Raw genomic sequence first — 18333 nt, forward strand, 5'->3', positions numbered from 1 at the left:
TCCACGCATGGCATGGATCTACTGGGATCTACTGTAGAGCCGAGCCATGCTCGGCTCAGAGGCAGTCGAGCGTGGCTCGACGCTACATTTCAGGCCTTCCACGCATGGCATGGATCTACCGGGCTTCGTCGAGCAGCTGTTCGAGATCGGCAGTTTCGGTGGCTTCGTCGAACGGGCTGTCCCTCAACCGCGCACGCACGAACGCCAGCCCATCGGCTGCCGCCGCATCCAGCGTGCCGCGGTGGTCGACCGGGTAACGCCGGAACGCGACCGGCTCGCCTCGCAGGGCTAGGCCTGCGGCATACAGCAGGGTGGTCAGATAGGGCACATCGCGGTCCTCGCTGCCGTGGCCCAGCATCAGCGGTTGGCTGAAGCCGCGGCGCGGTACACCGAGATAGTCGTACAGCACCGCCCAGATGCCCGGCACGCTGGTCAGCGGTGCAGTGAACATGCTGCCGGTATCTGCACCGTCCAGCGTGGTGGCCAATTCGCCCAGGCACTGTTCGCGTGCCACTGCCACGCGGGCGCGACCGGTGTCGCTGAGGACGCGGTCGATCTGTGGCGCAACCTGCAAAAGACCGTCGAGCAGATACGCGTGATACGCGTTGAGCGCGCCAGGATTGGCGGTGCGGTTGTCCGGCTTCATCACCAGCGCAGTCAGCTCGACGGCGGTGGGCGTGCCGGTGGTGAAGCTGCCGCGGTAGTGCAGGGAAGGGCCACCATAGGTGGGCGCCAGATGCCCGGCTGTGAGGGCTGCAGCGCCACCCTGTGAATGACCGACCGAGACCCAGCGCGGCGACAGCGCTGCGTTGCCCAGGTACTGGCGGCTGGCCTTGACCAGGTCGATGGCATTGCGCGCGGCCGTGCGGACGTGCAGATAGGCATGCTCGCCGGGGCTGCCGAGCCCCTGATAGTCCGCGGCGACCACCGCATAGCCCTGGGCCAGGAACTGATCGAGGAAGCGCCCGTCGCGTTCGGGTTGGTAGGGGCCGGACACCGAGGGCGCGCAGCGATCTGCGATGCCCTGGGTGCCATGTGCCCAGGACACCACCGGCCAGCCGCCCGCTGGAGCCGCGCCGGCGGGCAGGTACAGCAGGCCGGTGCCTTCGGCCAGTTGGCCGCGAAGATCCGGGGTGCGGTAGTGGAGCTTGTAGGCCTGCACAGCCTTGGACGGCACCCATGACGCGCGATAGGGGGCAGCAGACAGCAGATCGCCCGGTGCACCCGGTGCGGCAGCCAGGGGTGCCGAGGACAGCGCCAGCAGGGCGGTGGCGAGGAGGCAGGCGAGGGGGCGGAAACGGCGGGGCGGTAGGGTCATGGGGCGCTCCTTCACGGCCGGGATGGCCGTTGCGCCGCAGTGTGGAGGGCGTCGCCGGAGCGGGATGCGACCGGCGTCGCATCCGCCGGGAATTCGTAGAATTCCTAGTGTCGTGGTCCATGGGCGCACGAACCCTCCACGCATGGCGTGGATCTGCCGACAAAGAAAAGGCCCCTTTCGGGGCCTTCTTTTACTTCTTTTCCAGTCGCGCGTTGCGCTGGCCGGTGCTGGCGGACTTTTCGCCGGCGAACGGGTTCAGCTTGCGGATCATCCACGGGTACTTCGGCCACTTGCCTTCCAGCCACGGGTGGTCCGGCTGGTTCAGCTGCAGGACGCGGCGGGCATCGTCGGCCAGGGTCTTGTTGCCCAGGTGGGTGTAGGAATCGGCCAGCACAGCCACGGCGTCGTACTGGAACGCGCTCTGCGGGTAGGTTTCCAGCAGGTAGTTGGCGCGGCCGGCGGCCGAGACCCAGGCGCCGCGGCGCATGTAGTACAGGGCGTTGTCCAGCTCATGCTGGGCGAACACGTCACGCAGCTCCAGCATGCGCTGGCGCGCATCGGCGGCGTAGCGGCTGTTCGGGTAGCGGTCCACCACGATGTTGAAGTCCGAATACGCCTGGTGCGGCGTGGACAGGTCGCGACGGCTGGCATCCAGCGACCATACGCGGCGCAGGAAAACCGTACTGCGGTTGGAGTTGGCCAGGCCGCGCAGGTAGTACAGGTACGCGATGTTGCGATGGGTCGGGTAGGTACGGATGAAGCGGTCGATGCTGGACACCGCGTCATCGTGCTTGCCGGCCTTGTACTGGGCGTAGGCGGTCTCGATCATCGCCTGCTCGGTGTACGGACCGTACGGATACTGGGCCACCAGGCGGCGGAAGCTGGCTTCGGCGCCGCTCCAGTTGCCACCCTGCATCAGCTTGTGGCTCTTCTCGTACAACTGTTCGACCGGCGTCCCTTCATCGGGGCGATCGCCCTTCTTGGCACCACGGTGGCAGCCGGTGGCGGCGATGACCAGCACCAGCAGCAGGGCGGTGAGGCGGACGGGCGCGGAGAGCATGGCGGAGCGTCGGATCATGGGGTCGAGGCGGGACGCGGCTGGAATACGAAGGGTCGATGATAGCCTAGTGTCCTGTCCAGCGACTGAAACCGGCCGCCGGGACCCCAAAATTTCAAAGAATGCCCCCTGCCATGTCTGAACAACCCTCTGAATCGGCCCGCCAGGCCATCGTCCCCGACACCGCTGCCGGCCGTCGTTTCGACGCCGTGGTGGCCGAACTGTTCCCCGAATACTCGCGTTCGCGCCTGACCGAGTGGATCAAGGCCGGTGAGGTGCTGCTGGACGGCGCCCAGGTGCGCCCGCGCGATCCGCTGCGCGGCGGCGAGCTCGTGACCCTCAATGTGGTGCTCGAGACCCAGACCGACGCCCAGCCGGAGGACATCCCGCTGGACGTGCTGTTCGAGGACGAGCACCTGCTGGTGATCAACAAGCCGGTCGGCCTGGTGGTGCACCCGGGCGCGGGCAACCACAGCGGCACCCTGGTCAACGCCCTGCTGTTCCGCGACCCGTCGGTGGCGGTGCTGCCGCGCGCCGGCATCGTGCACCGCCTGGACAAGGACACCAGCGGCGTGATGGTGGTGGCCAAGACCCTGGAAGCGCAGACCGCACTGGTCGAGCAGCTGGCCGCGCGCGACGTGCACCGCCAGTACCTGGCCATCGTGATGGGTGCGCTGGTGGCCGGCGGTACCGCCGATGCCCCGATCGACCGCCACCCACGCGACCGCCTGAAGATGGCCGTGCGCGAGGATGGCAAGGAAGCGATCACCCATTACCGACTGCGCGAGCGCTTCCGTGCGCACACCGCGCTGGAGTGCCGCCTGGAAACCGGCCGTACCCATCAGATCCGCGTGCACATGGCGCATGTGCGCCATCCGATCATCGGTGACCCGCTGTACGGCGGTGCGCTGAAGCTGCCCAAGGGCGCCAGCGATGAGCTGGTAGCCGCGCTGCGCGGCTTCAAGCGCCAGGCCCTGCACGCCGAGACCCTGGAGTTCACGCACCCGATCACCGGTGAGCCGGTGCGCAACACCGCGCCGGTGCCGGACGACATGCTGCACCTGATGAAGGTGCTGCGCGAAGACAGCGAAGCTTTCGCCGCACGCGAGCGGGACCGCTGGTGATGGCCGCCGCGTTGCCTTTGCTGCAGGCGGACTGGCCGGCGCCTCCGGGCGTCCATGCGCTGACCACGCGTCGGCACGGTGCGGGCATTTCGCCGGCGCCGTTCGCGCAGTTCAACCTGGGCAACCGGCACGCGGCCGATGGTGATACCCCGGCCAACGTGGAGCACAACCGGCAGCTGCTGCAGCAGGGGCTGGCGCTGCCGTCGGCACCGCACTGGCTGCGCCAGGTGCACAGCAGTACCGTGCTGCGCTTCAACGCGCCGCCAGTGGCCGGTGCCAGCGAACCGGTAGCCGACGCCGCGGTGACCTCGGTGCCGGGCGTGGTGCTGGCGATCCTGACCGCTGACTGCCTGCCGGTGGTGTTCGCCGCCGTCGATGGCAGCGAGGTGGGCGCTGCGCACGCCGGCTGGCGTGGGTTGGCCGACGGCATGCTGGAGGCCACCGTGGCCGCCATGCACACCCCGCCGGCGCAGCTGCGCGCCTGGCTGGGCCCGGCGGCCGGACCGGCCGATTACGAGATCGGCGAAGAGGTCTTCCACGCCTTCGTCGGCCATGATCCGGCGGCCGAGGCGGCGTTTGTGGCGACACGCCAGGGGCACTGGAAGGTGGATCTGTTCGCGCTGGCGCGGCAGCGGTTGCAGGCGGCGGGGATGGATCCGGCGCAGGTCTATGGCGGCACGGTGTCGACGATGGCCGATCCGGACCTGTATTCGCACCGGCGCGACCGTCGCACCGGGCGCATGGCGACCCTGGCCTGGATCGCGCCCTGACCTCGCCGCTGTTCGCGCGCGTGCTGGGGTCGGCCTTCGCCACCCTGGCCGCGCCGGTGCAGGCGCTGCATGCCGTGCCGTTGCCTTGCCGCTACGTGGGGCAGGCGCGCATCGTGAGAGGGCGGCACTGGCTGGTGCCGCTGCTGGCCGCGTTGGCGCAGTTGCCGAAGGACGGCGACGCGCTGCCCACCGAAGTGGCGTTCAGTGCACACGGGCAGGGCGAGCAATGGGCACGACGATTCGGTCGCTGGCCGATGGTGTCGCGGCTGTGGGTACACGAGGGATACCTGCGCGAGCAGTTGGGCGCAGTGCGCTTCGAGTTCGACCTGCAGGCCCGCGAGGGTGGCATCGACTGGTCGGTGCGGCGGGTCTGGGCGTTCGGGCTGCTGCCGCTGCCGAGGCGCTGGTTTGGTGGTGTGCGTTGCCGCGAAGCCTGGCAGGGTGAGCGTTACACTTTCCTGGTCGATGTGACCTTGCCCTGGGCCGGAGCCCTGATCCGCTATGAAGGCTGGCTCGAACCGCAGTGATTCCGCCGCCGAGGCCGGCAGCGCGGTGATCGTGTTCGATGGCGTGTGCGCGCTGTGCAACCGCTGGGTGCGCTTCCTGCTGCGTTTCGACCGCAAGGGCCGCTACCGCTTTGCGGCGATGCAGGGCGCGCAGGGCAGTGCGATGTTGCGCGCGCACGGGCTGGACCCGCAGGACCCGATGTCGTTCCTGCTGCTGGACGCACAGGGCGCCTGGACCGATACCGATGCGATCCTTCGCGTGCTGGCGGGGCTGGGCGGCGTCTGGCGTCTGACCGGTGCATTGCGCGTGCTGCCGCGCAGCTGGCGTGATGCCGCGTACCGCGCGCTGGCCCGCAACCGCTACCGCTGGTTCGGGCGGCATGACGCCTGTTACCTGCCCGCACCGGAGCAGGCCGCGCGGTTCCTGGATTGAAGAAAAAAGGGGACGGTGGGTATTAAGTCGTTTGTCCAAAAACGACTTAATCCCCTCCGTCCCCTTTTTCCCTCAACCTTCCAGCGCGTCTAGATAGCTGCGGCGCCAGTGGTTGATGTCGTAGGTGCGCAGGTGCTCCATCATCGCGTGCCAGCGTTCCTGGCGCCTGCGCAGCGACATCGTTGCCGCGGTGGCGATGGCGTCGGCCACGCCGTCCAGATCATGCGGGTTCACCAGCAGCGCCTGCTTGAGTTCGTCGGCGGCGCCGGCCAGCAGCGACAGCACCAGCACGCCGGGGTCTTCCGGGTCCTGCGACGCCACGTACTCCTTGGCTACCAGGTTCATGCCATCGCGCAGCGGCGTGACCAGGCCCACTGCCGCCGCCCGGTAGAAGCCGGTGAGGGTGGCGTGGGTGAAGTTCTGGTTGACGTAGCGCAGCGGCGTCCAGTCCGGTTCGGCGTGGCCACCGTTGATGTGGCCGGCGATCTGTTCCAGCTGGCTGCGCAGCTGCCGGTACTCGGTGACATCGCCGCGCGAGACCGGGGCGATCTGCAGGTAGGTCAGCGAGCCGCGCTGATCCGGATGGCGCTCCAGGTAGCGCTCGAAGCCGAGGAAGCGTTCGGGCAGGCCCTTGGAATAGTCCAGGCGATCCACGCCGATCGCCAGCTGGCGATCACGCAGGCTGTTGCGCAGGTTCTTCACAGCGGCCTTGGTGGCGGCGGTGCCGGCCTGTCGCGCGATCAGCTCGGTGTCGATACCGATCGGGAACGCCGCCGCACGGAAGCGGCGCCCGCCCGGTGCTTCCAGCTCGCCGTTTTCGAGCACGCGGCCGCCGCCGAACAGGCGCAGGTAGGTCTGGAAGCGATCGGCGTCGCGCTGGGTCTGGAAGCCGACCAGATCGTAGGCGTACAGCGCGGAGAACAACCGAAGGTGGTCGGGCATGGCCTGCAGCAGGTCGGCCGACGGCATCGGGATGTGCAGGAAGAAGCCGATGCGGCAGCCGATGCCACGCTCGCGCAGCAGCGCACCAAGCGGGATCAGGTGGTAGTCGTGGATCCAGACGATGTCGTCCTCGCGCAGCAGCGGCGCGAGCTTGTCGGCGAACAGCGCGTTGACCTTATGGTAGGTCTCGCGGGTGCCCCGGTCGTAGTCGACCAGATCCAGGCGGAAGTGCAGCAACGGCCAGAGGGTGCGATTGGCGAAACCGTTGTAGTAGCCATCGACCTCGCGCTTGCTCAGGTCGAGGGTGACGAATTCGATATCGCCATCCTTCTGCGTGTGCAGCGTGCCGCTGCCGTCGCGCACGCTCTTGCCGCTCCAGCCGAACCACATGCCGCCACGTTCCTTCAACGCGGCCAGCAGGCCCACCGCCAGGCCGCCTGCACGGTTCTCGCCCGGTACGGCCACACGGTTTGAAACCACCACCAGACGACTCACGATGCCTCCTGCCAGGACCGCGACAGGCGCATCGCGGCGGTGATCAGGCCGACGTGCGAATAGGTCTGCGGGAAATTGCCCCAGGCCTCGCCGCTGTCGAAGGCCAGATCCTCCGACAGCAGGCCCAGGTGGTTGCGCTGTTTCAGCAGCAGCTCGAACATCCCGCGTGCTTCGTCCATGCGCCCGATTGCCGCCAGCGCATCGATGTACCAGAAGGTGCAGATGGTGAAGCTGGTTTCCGGTTCGCCGAAGTCATCCGGCGCGATATAGCGGTACAGCGAGTTGCCATGCTTGAGGTCGCGCCCGATGGCGTCGACGGTGGCAATGAAGCGCGCATCCATCGCGTCGATGAAGCCGATGTCGGCCAGCAGCAGCAACGAGGCGTCCAGCCGATGACCACCGAAGGTGTCGGTGAAGTGGCCCAGCTCCTCGCTCCAGGACTCGGCCATGATGCGCGCATGGATGGTGTCGGCACGCTCGCGCCAGTAGTGGGCGCGGTCATCGCGCTTCAGGCGCACGGCGATTTTGCACAGGCGGTCGCAGGCGGCCCAGCACATCGCGCTGGTGTAGGTGTGCACTTCGGTGCGGCCGCGGAACTCCCACAGGCCGGCATCAGGCACGTCGTGCAGGGCGAACGCCTGTTCACCCAAGGGTTCCAGGCGGGCGAAGGTGTGCGCATCGCCCGGGTCCTGCAGGCGCCGGTCGAAGAACAACTGCGTGGACGCCAGCACCACGCTGCCGTAGACATCGTGCTGGCGCTGCACCCAGGCCAGGTTGCCGCGCCGCACCGGGCCCATGCCACGGTAGCCGGACAGGCTGGGTACTTCGTCCTCGTCCAGCTTGGCCTCGAAACCGATGCCATACAGCGGCTGCAACGTGCCGTCGGTGGTGGCCAGGTTGAAGATATAGCCGAGGAACTGTTCCATCGTGCGCGTTGCGCCGAGGCGATTCAGTGCGCGCACCACGAACGCGGCATCACGCAGCCAGCAGTAGCGGTAGTCCCAGTTGCGCACGCTGCCGGGCGCTTCCGGAATGGAGGTGGTCATTGCCGCGATGATCGCGCCGCTGTCCTCGTACTGGCACAGCTTCAGGGTGATCGCACTGCGGATCACCGCGTCCTGCCATTCCAGTGGAATGGACAGGTAGCGCACCCATTCGCGCCAGTAGTCGCGGGTGCGCTGGAAGGCTTCCTGCACATAGCCACTGATCGAGCGGTTGAGCGATTCATCCACGCCCAGGATCAGGTGGATGGGATGGTTGAGCACGAACGGCAGGCCATCGCGGATGAAGCGCACCGGCACGTCGGTGGTCAGCCGCAGCACGTGTTCGGGCAGGATCCAGCGCACGTGGTTGCTGCCCCAGGTGGACTCGGGCACGCGTGCGCCCCAGTCGGCCAGTGGCCGTGCGTGCACGGTGATGCGTGGGCTGCCGGCCAGTGGTCGTACCTGGCGGATCAGGCTGACCGGTCGGTAGAAACGGTCGTTCTGGCGCCAGCGCGGGGCGAAATCAAGGATTTCCAGTTCACCACCGTGCGCGTCGCGCAGCACGGTACGCAGGATCGCGGTGTTGGTCAGGTATTCCTGCTCGCTGCTCGCGAAGTCCTCCAGCTCGATGGCGAAGTCGCCACCCGTCTGCTGGTTGGGGCCGAGCAGGGCACAGAAGGTGGGGTCGCCGTCGAAGGTGGGCAGGCAGCTCCAGACAACGCGGGCACGTTTGTCGACCAGGGCGCCGAAGCTGCCGTTGCCGACCACGCCCAGATCAAGATCGGGTTGGGTCATCACGCGGTACATCTCGGTTGCGGCCGTGGGGTGGCCGGGTCAATAGGCATTCTCACGCAGCCAGGCGTGCACGCTGCGTATGTCGGGCAGCGCGAACACGGCTTTGCTGGGTTCCCGTTCGCCCACCAGTACGCTCCAGCCATGCTGGCCATTGGCGGCGTCGAAGCCGAACTCATCGGTCAGGTCATCGCCGAGGAACACCGGCAGGCGGCCGCGGAACGGCAGGTACTGCATCATCCGGCGCACGGCACGGCCCTTGTCGGTGCCGACCGGAACGAATTCGACCACATGGTCACCGGGCTGCAGGCGATAGCTGGCACGGCCACGCACATGGCGGTCGGCGAAGGCGCGCACATCACTTGCCGCGTGCGGCGCACCGCGCCAATGCAGCGCCAGGCCGACGCCCTTGTCTTCCACCAGCACGCCGGGATGGCCATGGGCGAAGCGCATCGCCTGCTGGTGCAGCGCGTGCAGCCACTCGGCGGTGTCGTCGTCGTGTTCGTCGCGCAGGACGCGACCGTCTTCGCCGCGCAGTTCGTGGCCATGCAGGCCGGCGGCGGGCAATTTCAGGGGAGCGAATAGTTGATCCAGCTGCTCAAGCGGGCGACCACTGACCAGTGCCACGGCACCTTCCAGGCGGTCGCTGATGCGGCCGATGGCTTCACGCACATCCGGCAGCAACTGCACGGCATCCGGGCGTGCAGCGAATTCGATCAGGGTGCCGTCGACATCGAGGAACAACGCGCAGGCGTCATCCAGCAATGGCGGTGGCGGACGCAGGGGGAGCGGTTCAGCCATGACGCCCAGCTTGCCAGCGCGGGCGTGTACGTGGGGTCGAGGGCAGGCTACGGATCTGGTAGTGCCGGCCGCTGGCCGGCACCGTCATGGTCCCTGGATGCACCCTGAGGTTGCCGGCCAGCGGCCGGCACTACCGGACTGATGAATCAGAACGTATAGCGGACGCGGCCGTAGTAATACGCGCCATTGCTGCCGATCGGCGACAGCACGTCGTACGGCAGGTTGCCGAAGTAGTGGATATCGCTGTTGGATCGATCCGGGTAGTTGTCGGTCAGGTTCTGGCCGCCGATGGCCACGCTCCATTGCGGGGTGATGCGGTACTCCACTTCCGCATCCAGCTGCCATTCGGCCTGGTAGGTCTGGCGCGGGATGTAGCCATCACCGAAGTTGAACACGCGGGTGGCGCTGCCATAGCGGTTCACGCGGGTACTAAGCGACCAGTGGTCGTTGCTCCATGCGGCCGAGAGACTGCCGCGCGTACGCGGGGTGGCATCGGTGAGGGTGTTGGTCTCTTCGATACCGAACAGCACATAGTCCGGGTTCAGCGCGCGCAGCTGCGCCGGCGTGGCCAGCACGTTCTTCAGCGTGGTCTTCGTGTACGCATAGGTGCCGGTCAACAGCAGCTGGCCATCGCCCAGCGACTGGCGCCAGTTGCTCACCAGTTCGGCGCCGCGGGTGCGGGTGTCGGCGGCGTTGACGAAGAAACTGGCGCTCTGCAGGCCGCTGACGCCGTAGTTGGCCGCCACGTAGTCGGTCAATGCATCACCGGTGATGCTCTCCGACAGCGCGATGCGGTCGTCGATGTCGATCTGGAAGAAGTCCAGCGACAGGTCGAAGTGCTCGCCGATGCGGCTGGTGAAGCCCAGCGAGGTATTGATCGACTTTTCCGGCTTCAGGTTCTGCGCACCCAGGCCACGGGCGATCAGATTGTTGACCGACAACAGGCGGCCCTGCACCAGCTGTCCGCCGGCGTTGTAGCCGGTGGAGGTGGATTCGTAGCCGATCTGCGCCAGCGACGGCGCACGGAAGTTGTTGGAGATGGCGCCGCGCAGCGCGAACGCCGGGGTGAACTCATAGCGCAGGCCGAGCTTGCCGGTCAGTTCACCGCCGAAGTCGTCGTTGTGCTCGTAGCGTGCGGCTAGATCGGTGGAGAACTTCTCGCCGAACTGGCTGGACAGGCTGGCGTAGGCGCTGGCCACGTCGCGCGACAGGCGCGCCGCATCCTGCGGGGTCAGGCCGCCACCGGCCTGCGAGCCGGTTGGGCGATCGGTGTAAGGGCCGGCGGCGTAGCTGGCCGGGTCGCCGGGACGGGTCTGGTAGCGCTCGTGCCGTGCTTCCACGCCCAGGCCCAGGGTGTGGCTGATGCTGTCGCTCTGGGTGAACACACGACTCAGGTCGAGGTTGCCCACGGTCTGTGCGTATTCGTAGTCGGCGGTCTTGAAGCGGGTCGGGCTGGTCGGGCCCAGCGACGCGTTGAGCGAATCACGCAGGCGGTAGGTGAAGTCGTTCTGGCCGTAATCCAGGCTGCCGTCGTAGCTCCATTCACCCCACTGGCCGCGCACGCCGGCCACGGCCTGCACGTCGCGGTTCTCGCCTTCGGAGATCGGCCGGTAACCGTTCGGATAGACCTGCTTCCAGTTGGCATCGCCATCGGGGTAGCGGAAGTAGTTCGCGCCTTCGGTATCACGCTGGTTGAAGGTGCCGAACGCGTAGAACGTCGACGTCTGGCCCACCGGGATCTCAGTGTTCAGCCACAGGTTGATGTCCTTGCTCTTGCCATCGCCCAGCACGTAGTTGCGCTTGCCCTGCAGCGCCAGGTTGTCCGGCGTCTGGTCCCACGGCGGAATCTGGTCGAAGCCGGCGCGGTTGGTGCCGTTGCGGTGCTTGTACTCCAGGCCGACACGCAGGAAGCCGCCGTCCTCACCCAGCGAGGTGCCGACCTTGGCGCTGATGTTGCCGGTCTGGCCGTCGGTGAGGGTGCGGCCGATCGGCTTGAGGTCGGTGTGGTTGGCACCGTAGCTGGCCTCGATCTCGCCACCGTCGCCGCCGTTGTCGAGGATCACGTTGATCACGCCGGCCACGGCGTCCGAACCGTACAGCGCACCGGCGCCGTCGCGCAGCACTTCGATGCGCTTGATCGCGCTGACCGGGATCGAATTGAAGTCGACCGGCGTGGTGCCCTTGCCGATCTTGCTGTCGGTGTTCACCAGCGCGGTGTGGTGGCGGCGCTTGCCATTGACCAGCACCAGCACCTGGTCCGGCGACAGGCCACGCAGCTGTGCGGCGCGCACGTGGTCGGCGCCGCCGGAGTTGGACTGGCGCGGGAAGTTGAACGACGGCAGCAGGGCCTGCAGCGCACTGCCCAGCTCACCGTTGACCACGCCCGCCTTGCGGATGTCCTCGGCGGTGAGCACATCCACCGGCGAGGTGGATTCGAGCACGGTGCGGTCGGCGGCACGGGTGCCGGTGACGATCACGGTGTCGAGGTTGGTAGCGTCCTGGGCCAGGGCCGGGACGGCGGTGGAGGAAAGCGCGAGGGCGATGGCGAGGCCGAGCGGCGACGCGGGCAGGCGGATGGACATGGGGGCTCCAGCAACAACGACGACGGGGAAGGGGGAGATGGTTTCACTTACATCCATCCGGATGAAGCGATATATTATCTTCGCGTGATGGCCGGTGCCGATGCAAGTCCCTGCCGTCCCGGCATGAGCTGATGCCCTGCTGGCATCAGCACGCCGGGCCAGTGGCGCTGTACGCTGCCGGCTCGCCTTGCCCCCCTTCCCCGGAGCTGTACCGATGAAACACCTTGGCCTCGTCTTCGCCGTGCTGCTGGCCACCAGTGGCTGCGCCAGCCTGTCCTCTCAGGCGCCCAGCGCCTATGCCACGGCCACCACCGCCGAACTGAAGGGTGATGCCGCACGCCCGTCCGCCGGCCACGGCTGGGTGCGCAGTGAGCTGTACTTCGGCGTGGGCGAGGAGCAGGGCGCCGGCAACCGTCCGCAGGCCGACACCATCAGCGAGACGCAGTGGCGCGCTTTCCTGGACAAGGAAGTGACCCCGCGCTTCCCGGATGGCCTGACCGTGTTCGATGCCTATGGCCAGTGGCTGTTCCGCAGCGATGCCTCGCCCAACCGCCTGCGCACCAAGGTGCTGGTGGTGCTGCACGAGGACACCCCGCAGCGCCGTACCGATATCGAAGCCATCCGCCTGGCGTGGAAGCAGCAGACCAAGCATCAATCGGTGCTGTGGTCGCGGCAAGCGGTCGAGGTATCGTTCTGAGTTGAAGGTGCCGCCGCGGTGCCGCAGGGAGCGATGATGAACTACAGGGAATGCCTGCTGGGCCTGGTATTGGCAGGTGTGCTGGCACCGACGGCGCAGGCGCGTGGGGACGATAGCGAAACGCTACGCTTCCAGGTGGCCGCGCATGTGCAGGCGCATGCCGATCCCCAGCAGGACGGCAGCATCGCAGTGCAGCTGTCACCATCAGGCAAGCGCCAGACGCTGGCGGGTGCGGCGGATGCCGATGGCAATTCGCGATGGTCGCTGGAAGACGTCGATTTCGATGGATATCCGGAACTGGTCGCGCGTGCATCGGTGGGCATGGTCAACGAGGCGGTGGCGGTGTACCGCTTCGACCCGGCCAGTGCCGGGTTCCGCGCGCTGCAGGCCGACACCCATGGCAAGGACAGCTGCGGTGACCTGATGGGGTTGAGCGTGGATGCTGCCACTCGAACCCTGACCAGCAGCTGCCGCAGTGGCCCGATGTGGTACGCCGACCAGTACCGGTTTGCAGGTGCGAAGCTCTATCTCTACCGCAGCGAAAGCGTTCTGATGCTGGGCGACACGGTGAACGCCGCGTTGCAATGGGAACAGAGCGACGAGCAGGGCCCGTTGGCGGTCTGGCGTACCTATGATCCCGCCGGTCGTGTGCTGGAGACCGCCATCGCTGATGGCCTGGGCGCACCGCCGAATGGGCCGCTGCGTGGCCAGCAGGCCACCGTGGTGCCAGCGCGCCTGTTCCTGTTCGACCGACCCGGTGCATCCAGCACCAAGCGTTATCTGGTGCAGGGCGACCACGTGGAGATGCTGGATGAACAGGATGGCTGGATGAAGCTGCGCTACCGCAACCCGAAGCAGGGCGCGGTGGTGGGCTGGATCAACGTCAACGATTGAAGAAAAAAGGGGACGGAGGGAATTAAGTCGTTAACGGCACAAACGACTTAATTCCCTCCGTCCCCTTTTTTTGCGGTGGCATCACTTCATCGGGTCTAGCCTCGGATGTTCCCCCGTTCGAGGATGTATCCGATGAGCAAGCGCGTGGCCGAAATCGTGGTGGACGCCCTGCGGCAGGCTGGTGTCCGCCGTTGCTACGGCATCGTGGGCGATACGCTCAATCATGTGACCGATGCGATGCATGGCAGTGACATCGCCTGGGTGCACGTACGGCATGAGGAAGTGGCCGCATTCGCCGCCGGTGCCGATTCGCTGGTAAGTGGCGAACTGACCGCCTGCGCCGGTTCCTGTGGGCCCGGTGGCCTGCACTTCATCAATGGCATCTTCGAGAGCAATCGCAACCGCGCGCCGATGGTGCTGATCGCCAGCCAGATCGTCACCAGCGAGCTGGGCATGGAGTTCCCGCAGGAAGTGGACTTCAAGGCGGTGTATGGCAGCTGCACGGTGTTCTGCGAGCAGGTGCACAGTGCCGAACAGGCGCGACGCGTGGTGGCGCTGGCCTGCCAGGCCGCGATCAGCCGTCGCGGCGTCGCCGTAGTGATCCTGCCGGCTGACATCAGCGAGGCCGAGGTGAAGCACGATGTGCCGTTCTCGGTGCACTACACCCAGCCGGTGCTGCGCCCCTCCGACGCGGAACTGCAGCGTATTGCCGAGTTGTTGGGGCAGGGCAAGCGCATCGGCATCTATGCCGGCGCCGGCTGCCAGGGTGCACACGTGCAGTTGTTGGAACTGGCGCGCAGGTTGCAGGCGCCGGTGGCGCACACCTCGCGCGCCAAGGATTTCGTCGAGCCGGACAACCCGTACAACATGGGCATGACCGGCATCTTCGGTATCGAATCCGGCTTCCACACGCTGATGGAGTGCGACACGCTGCTGCTGCTCGGCGCCGACTTCGCCTGGGGCCAGTTCTACCCGGACAAGGCCACGATCATCCAGGTCGACCGCGATGGCAGCCATCTCGGCCGCCGCCACCCGGTGAACCTGGGCGTGGTCGGTGACATCGCACCGACGCTGGATGCCTTGCTGCCGATGTTGCCGCCGCGCGAGGACAGCAGTTTCCTGGACGAATGTATCGAACGTCGCGACAAGGCGCTGAAGAAGCGCGAGCAGGAAGAACAGCCGGGCGAGGGCGAGCTGATCCACCCGCAGCATCTGACCGCGCTGCTGTCGAAGTACGCCAGCGACGATGCGCTGTTCACCGCTGACGGCGGCTCGCCGATGGTCTGGGTGCTGCGGCATATCCGCGTCAACGGTCGCCGCCGCACGCTGACCAGCCTGCTGCACGGCACGATGGCCAATGCAATGCCGCAGGCACTGGGCCTGCAGAAGGCGTTCCCCGGCCGGCAGGTGATTTCGCTGTCCGGCGATGGCGGCCTGGCGATGCTGCTGGGCGACCTGCTGACGGCCGTGCAGGAGAACCTGCCGATCAAGGTGGTGGTGTTCAACAATGGCTCGCTGAACTTCGTCGAGCTGGAGCAGAAGGTGGAAGGCCTGCTGGACAACTACACCGACCTGAAGAACCCGGACTTCGGCCGCTTGGCCGAGGTGATCGGCTTCCACGGCCGCACGGTGACCCGCAGCGAGGATCTGGAGGAGGCGGTGCAGGACTTCCTGGCGCAGCGCGGCCCGGCGCTGCTGGACGTGCATACCAGCCGCGCCGAGCTGGTGATGCCGCCGCAGATCGAGGCCAAGCAGGTGGCCGGTACCGCGCTGTATGCGGCCAAGGCGGTGTTGAACGGCCGCTTCGACGACGTGAAGCATCTGCTGGTGGACAACTTCCTGAAGAAGTAACGGGGTGGGTTTGATGCAGGGCTGCGCCCTGCACCCGCTACGAGCCGGAGCCAGAGCAGAAGCGGGTTTCCTGAGGGATGGCGGGGTGGGTCCGGTTGCGGGGGACGCTGCAAGTACATCCATGTAAGCTCGGTCGCGCCATCCATGGCGCTCACGCCCCCGCAACCGGACCCACCCCGCCCTCGACAGTCTCCTGCGATCTGTCGGAACGGCATATTGCGCTGGTGGGTGTCGACCTTGGTCGACACGGTAGATCCACGCCATGCGTGGATAGCGTGGAAATGATCGAATTGTTCTCGTAGAGCCGAGCCATGCTCGGCTGAGAGGCTTCGCGTACAGCAGCCGAGCATGGGCTTGGCGCTACAACGAGAGCCTGCCTTTGCTTTTGATCTTTTGATTCTCTTCCGTGGCTGGCACGCGCAGGAAACTGTCAGGGGCCGTTCGGGATGGGCGCGCAGGACCGTTGGCGCCATGGATGGCGCCATCGAGCCCCCAGGGACGGGTTTACGGCGTGTCCTGCGCAGCCCATCCCGACCGGCCCTACCCAGAAATCGCTGTCCGCGACCAACCCAGCCACGAGGGGCCCCGCCGTTGACTGGAACCCATCATTCCACGACGGAATTGGCGCCCGGGCCCCGCTGGGCCTACCATCGGCGGTCCCCACCCCCACCGCCCCTTCCATGTCCGCTCCCGCTTCCGCCGCACCGCGTCGCTGGTTCGTCGCCGGCGACTTCAACGGCTTCTTCGGCCTGGTCGTCGACAACCTCTCCATCCTCGGTTTCATCGCCATGGCCCTGGTCGGGATCTTCCAGTTCCCCGCCGACGTGGTGTTCGGCCGCATGTTCCCCGGCACCGCCTTCGGCGTGCTGGTCGGCAACCTGCTGTACACCCTGATGGCCCGCCGGCTGGCCGCGCGTACCGGCCGCGATGATGTCACCGCCATGCCGCTGGGCCTGGATGCACCGACCAGCATCGGCATGGCGTTGCTGGTGCTCGGCCCAGCCTTCATCGCCTTCAAGCAGCAGGGCATGGACCCGCATGCCGCGGGTATCGCGACCTGGCAGCTGGGCATGGCCGCGCTGGTCATCATGGGCGTGCTCAAGTTCGTGCTGTCGTTCTTCGGCGAAGCGGTCACCCGCGCGCTGCCGCGGGCCGCGCTGCTGGGTTCCATCGCCGGCATCGCGCTGGTGCTGATGGGCCTGCTGCCGCTGCTGGAAACGCTGCGCTCGCCGCTGGTCGGCTTCACCACCCTGGGCCTGCTGCTGTATGTGCTGATCGCCAAGGGCAAGCTGCCGGTGCGTGGCCCGGGCGTGCTGCTGGCCTTCGTGTTCGGCACCGTGCTGTATTACGGGCTGGGCCTGGCCGGTCTGGGCGCGCCGGGCTTCCACGTGCCGGCGTGGGTGCCGCCGCAGGTGGTGCTGCCGCTGCCGACGCTGGGCTTCCTCGACGGCCTGCCCACCGCGATGACCTACCTGCCGCTGCTGCTGCCGTTCGGCCTGCTGATGGTGGTCGGTGGCATCAACGTGTCCGAAAGCGCACGCGCCGCTGGTGATGACTACCGCACCCGCGACATCCTGCTGGTGGAAGCGGTGGCTACGCTGGTGGCCGGTGTCTGCGGCGGCGTGGCGCAGACCACACCGTACATCGGCCAGCCGGCCTACAAGCACATGGGCGCGCGCAGCGGCTACACGCTGCTGACCGGACTGTTCGTCGGCATCGGCGGCATGCTCGGCATCATCTCCGGGCTGGTGCAGTGGCTGCCGCTGGCGGTGCTGGCACCGATCATCGTGTACGTGGCCATCGACATCACCACCCAGGCCTTCCAGGCCACGCCGCGCCACCATACCGGCGCGATGGTGTTCGGTTTCCTGCCGTCGGTAGCGTACCTGCTGGCGATCAAGGCGCCAGGCTGGATCGCACCGGACCAGCTGCCGCAGCTGCTGACCAAGCTCGATGGCCACGGATTGCCTGAGCTGGCGGTGATCTTCACCCTCGGCAATGGCTTCATCATCACCTCGATGCTGTGGATCTCTGCGGTGGCGGCCATGGTTGATGGCCGCCTGCGCCGCGCCTGCGGCTTCCTGCTGGTGGCGGCGGTGCTGACCCTGTTCGGCCTGATCCACTCGGTGGACCCGCGCGGTGGCATCTACCTGCCGTGGGATCTGGACGGCCTGGCGCGCATCATCAGCTGGCAGTTCGCCGGCGCCTACGTGGCATTGGCGCTGCTGCTGGGCCTGCTGTCACTGCAGAAGCAGGCGGTGAAGCCGCTGGGTGAAAACAGCTGACCCCAGAGTAGTGCCGGCCGCTGGCCGGCATCCTCATGGACCTCGGACGTAGCGTGCAGCTGCCGGCCAGCGGCCGGCACTACCGCTCTCCATCGAGTTCCGGGTAGTGGCGGAAGATGCCGTTGGTGTTGAACGGCAATCGCCGTTCCGAGTCCAGATAGGAGGCAATGTTGGGTCGTTTCGCCACCCGCTCCTGCAGCGCGCGCAGCAGGGGCAGGGTCGGTTCCAGTGCCTGCATGCGGCGTGGGAACATGTAGTTCAGCCCGCTCAGCAGCTGGAACAGCGACAGATCCACATACGAGTGCTCGCGCAGTGCATGGCGGCCACCGTTGGCCGCCAGCACCTGCTCGAAGTAGCTGAGGAACTTCGGTAGCCGTTCGCTGCGCAGCGACGCGGCACGTGCCTTGGCCTCGGTCTTCTGCTCTTCGTAGTACTTCGATGCAGCGATCGGATGGTGGGTGTCATGCACCTCGGCCACCAGGTCGGCGATGGTCAGCTGCAACTGCAGCGCCTGCATCCGCCGCGAGGCTGCCTGTGGCACCAGGTCCAGCGTCGGGCCCAGGAAATCCAGGATTGCCGCGACCTGCGCGATGACCTGGCGACCGGCCTTCAGGAACGGCGGCGCGAAGGGCTGCGCACCTTCACTGCTGCCATCGAGAAACGGCTGCATCACTGCATCGCCGTGCACCCGCGCCATGTCGATGTAGTCGGCACCGGCATCTTCCAGCGCCAGCCGCACGAACTCGCCACGGCCCTGGATGCCGGTCCAGTAATACAGCGCGTACTGCATGGCAGTGTCTCCA

15 protein-coding genes are annotated in these 18333 nt (G+C 67.0%); 8 read left to right on the forward strand and 7 right to left on the reverse strand.

Going from position 1 to position 18333, the window contains the following annotated elements; genetic code table 11:
• Positions 1-115: 115 nt before the first annotated feature.
• Both ABE423_RS03095 and ABE423_RS03100 read right to left on the reverse strand, forming a co-directional pair.
• On the reverse strand, positions 116-1318 hold the full coding sequence (locus ABE423_RS03095; RefSeq protein ID WP_125892739.1) for a lipase family protein: 1203 nt from the start codon (positions 1316-1318) through the stop codon (positions 116-118).
• Between the two features lie 190 nt (positions 1319-1508).
• Complete coding sequence (locus ABE423_RS03100; RefSeq protein WP_029379759.1) at positions 1509-2396, reverse strand: outer membrane protein assembly factor BamD; 888 nt, start codon at positions 2394-2396, stop codon at positions 1509-1511.
• 113 nt (positions 2397-2509) lie between these two features.
• Here ABE423_RS03100 and rluD point away from each other — a divergent pair, with 113 nt between their 5' ends.
• The 4 genes from rluD to ABE423_RS03120 are packed head-to-tail and all read left to right on the forward strand — an operon-like array spanning position 2510 to position 5208.
• Entirely contained in the window at positions 2510-3499 is a 990-nt protein-coding gene (gene rluD / locus ABE423_RS03105; protein WP_080291790.1) for a 23S rRNA pseudouridine(1911/1915/1917) synthase RluD, read from the forward strand.
• Positions 3499-4269, forward strand: a complete 771-nt coding sequence (pgeF, locus tag ABE423_RS03110; RefSeq protein WP_346484947.1) for a peptidoglycan editing factor PgeF — start codon at positions 3499-3501, stop codon at positions 4267-4269. Before rluD ends, pgeF begins: the two co-directional genes overlap by 1 nt.
• 20 nt (positions 4270-4289) lie before the next feature.
• A complete protein-coding gene (locus ABE423_RS03115; protein WP_346484949.1) occupies positions 4290-4796 on the forward strand; it encodes a DUF4166 domain-containing protein in 507 nt (168 codons plus the stop codon).
• The gene (locus ABE423_RS03120) at positions 4771-5208 is read left to right on the forward strand and encodes a thiol-disulfide oxidoreductase DCC family protein (protein WP_293796328.1); all 438 of its coding nucleotides are present in this window, start codon (positions 4771-4773) and stop codon (positions 5206-5208) included. The genes ABE423_RS03115 and ABE423_RS03120 overlap by 26 nt, the downstream gene beginning before the upstream one ends.
• A gap of 72 nt (positions 5209-5280) precedes the next feature.
• Here ABE423_RS03120 and otsA read toward each other — a convergent pair whose 3' ends face one another.
• The 4 genes from otsA to ABE423_RS03140 all read right to left on the reverse strand — a co-directional run bounded on the left by otsA (position 5281) and on the right by ABE423_RS03140 (position 11803).
• Positions 5281-6645 (reverse strand): alpha,alpha-trehalose-phosphate synthase (UDP-forming), encoded by a 1365-nt coding sequence (gene otsA, locus ABE423_RS03125; protein WP_253145697.1) that lies wholly within the window; start codon positions 6643-6645, stop codon positions 5281-5283.
• Positions 6642-8423, reverse strand: coding sequence for a glycoside hydrolase family 15 protein (locus ABE423_RS03130; RefSeq protein ID WP_346484952.1), 1782 nt, complete (start codon positions 8421-8423; stop codon positions 6642-6644). Before ABE423_RS03130 ends, otsA begins: the two co-directional genes overlap by 4 nt.
• 39 nt (positions 8424-8462) lie before the next feature.
• A complete protein-coding gene (gene otsB, locus ABE423_RS03135) occupies positions 8463-9221 on the reverse strand; it encodes a trehalose-phosphatase (protein WP_032128814.1) in 759 nt (252 codons plus the stop codon).
• A 146-nt stretch (positions 9222-9367) separates the two neighbouring features.
• Positions 9368-11803, reverse strand: a complete 2436-nt coding sequence (locus ABE423_RS03140; RefSeq protein WP_346484954.1) for a TonB-dependent receptor — start codon at positions 11801-11803, stop codon at positions 9368-9370.
• Positions 11804-12017: 214 nt separating this feature from the next.
• Here ABE423_RS03140 and ABE423_RS03145 point away from each other — a divergent pair, with 214 nt between their 5' ends.
• From ABE423_RS03145 to ABE423_RS03160, 4 genes are all read left to right on the forward strand, one after another.
• The gene (locus ABE423_RS03145) at positions 12018-12500 is read left to right on the forward strand and encodes a DUF3574 domain-containing protein (RefSeq protein WP_346484956.1); all 483 of its coding nucleotides are present in this window, start codon (positions 12018-12020) and stop codon (positions 12498-12500) included.
• 36 nt (positions 12501-12536) lie between these two features.
• Complete coding sequence (locus ABE423_RS03150) at positions 12537-13394, forward strand: SH3 domain-containing protein (RefSeq protein ID WP_125892751.1); 858 nt, start codon at positions 12537-12539, stop codon at positions 13392-13394.
• A 132-nt stretch (positions 13395-13526) separates the two neighbouring features.
• Positions 13527-15245 (forward strand): thiamine pyrophosphate-dependent enzyme, encoded by a 1719-nt coding sequence (locus tag ABE423_RS03155; protein ID WP_346484957.1) that lies wholly within the window; start codon positions 13527-13529, stop codon positions 15243-15245.
• A gap of 680 nt (positions 15246-15925) precedes the next feature.
• A complete protein-coding gene (locus ABE423_RS03160) occupies positions 15926-17530 on the forward strand; it encodes a membrane protein (RefSeq protein WP_032128551.1) in 1605 nt (534 codons plus the stop codon).
• A 79-nt stretch (positions 17531-17609) separates the two neighbouring features.
• Here the strand turns inward: ABE423_RS03160 and ABE423_RS03165 are convergent, their stop codons facing one another.
• Positions 17610-18320 (reverse strand): glutathione S-transferase, encoded by a 711-nt coding sequence (locus ABE423_RS03165; protein ID WP_032128550.1) that lies wholly within the window; start codon positions 18318-18320, stop codon positions 17610-17612.
• Positions 18321-18333 lie beyond the last annotated feature (13 nt).

Origin of the sequence: Stenotrophomonas sp. TWI1409, from assembly GCF_039673015.1 — a bacterium.
GTDB lineage: Bacteria > Pseudomonadota > Gammaproteobacteria > Xanthomonadales > Xanthomonadaceae > Stenotrophomonas > Stenotrophomonas maltophilia_A.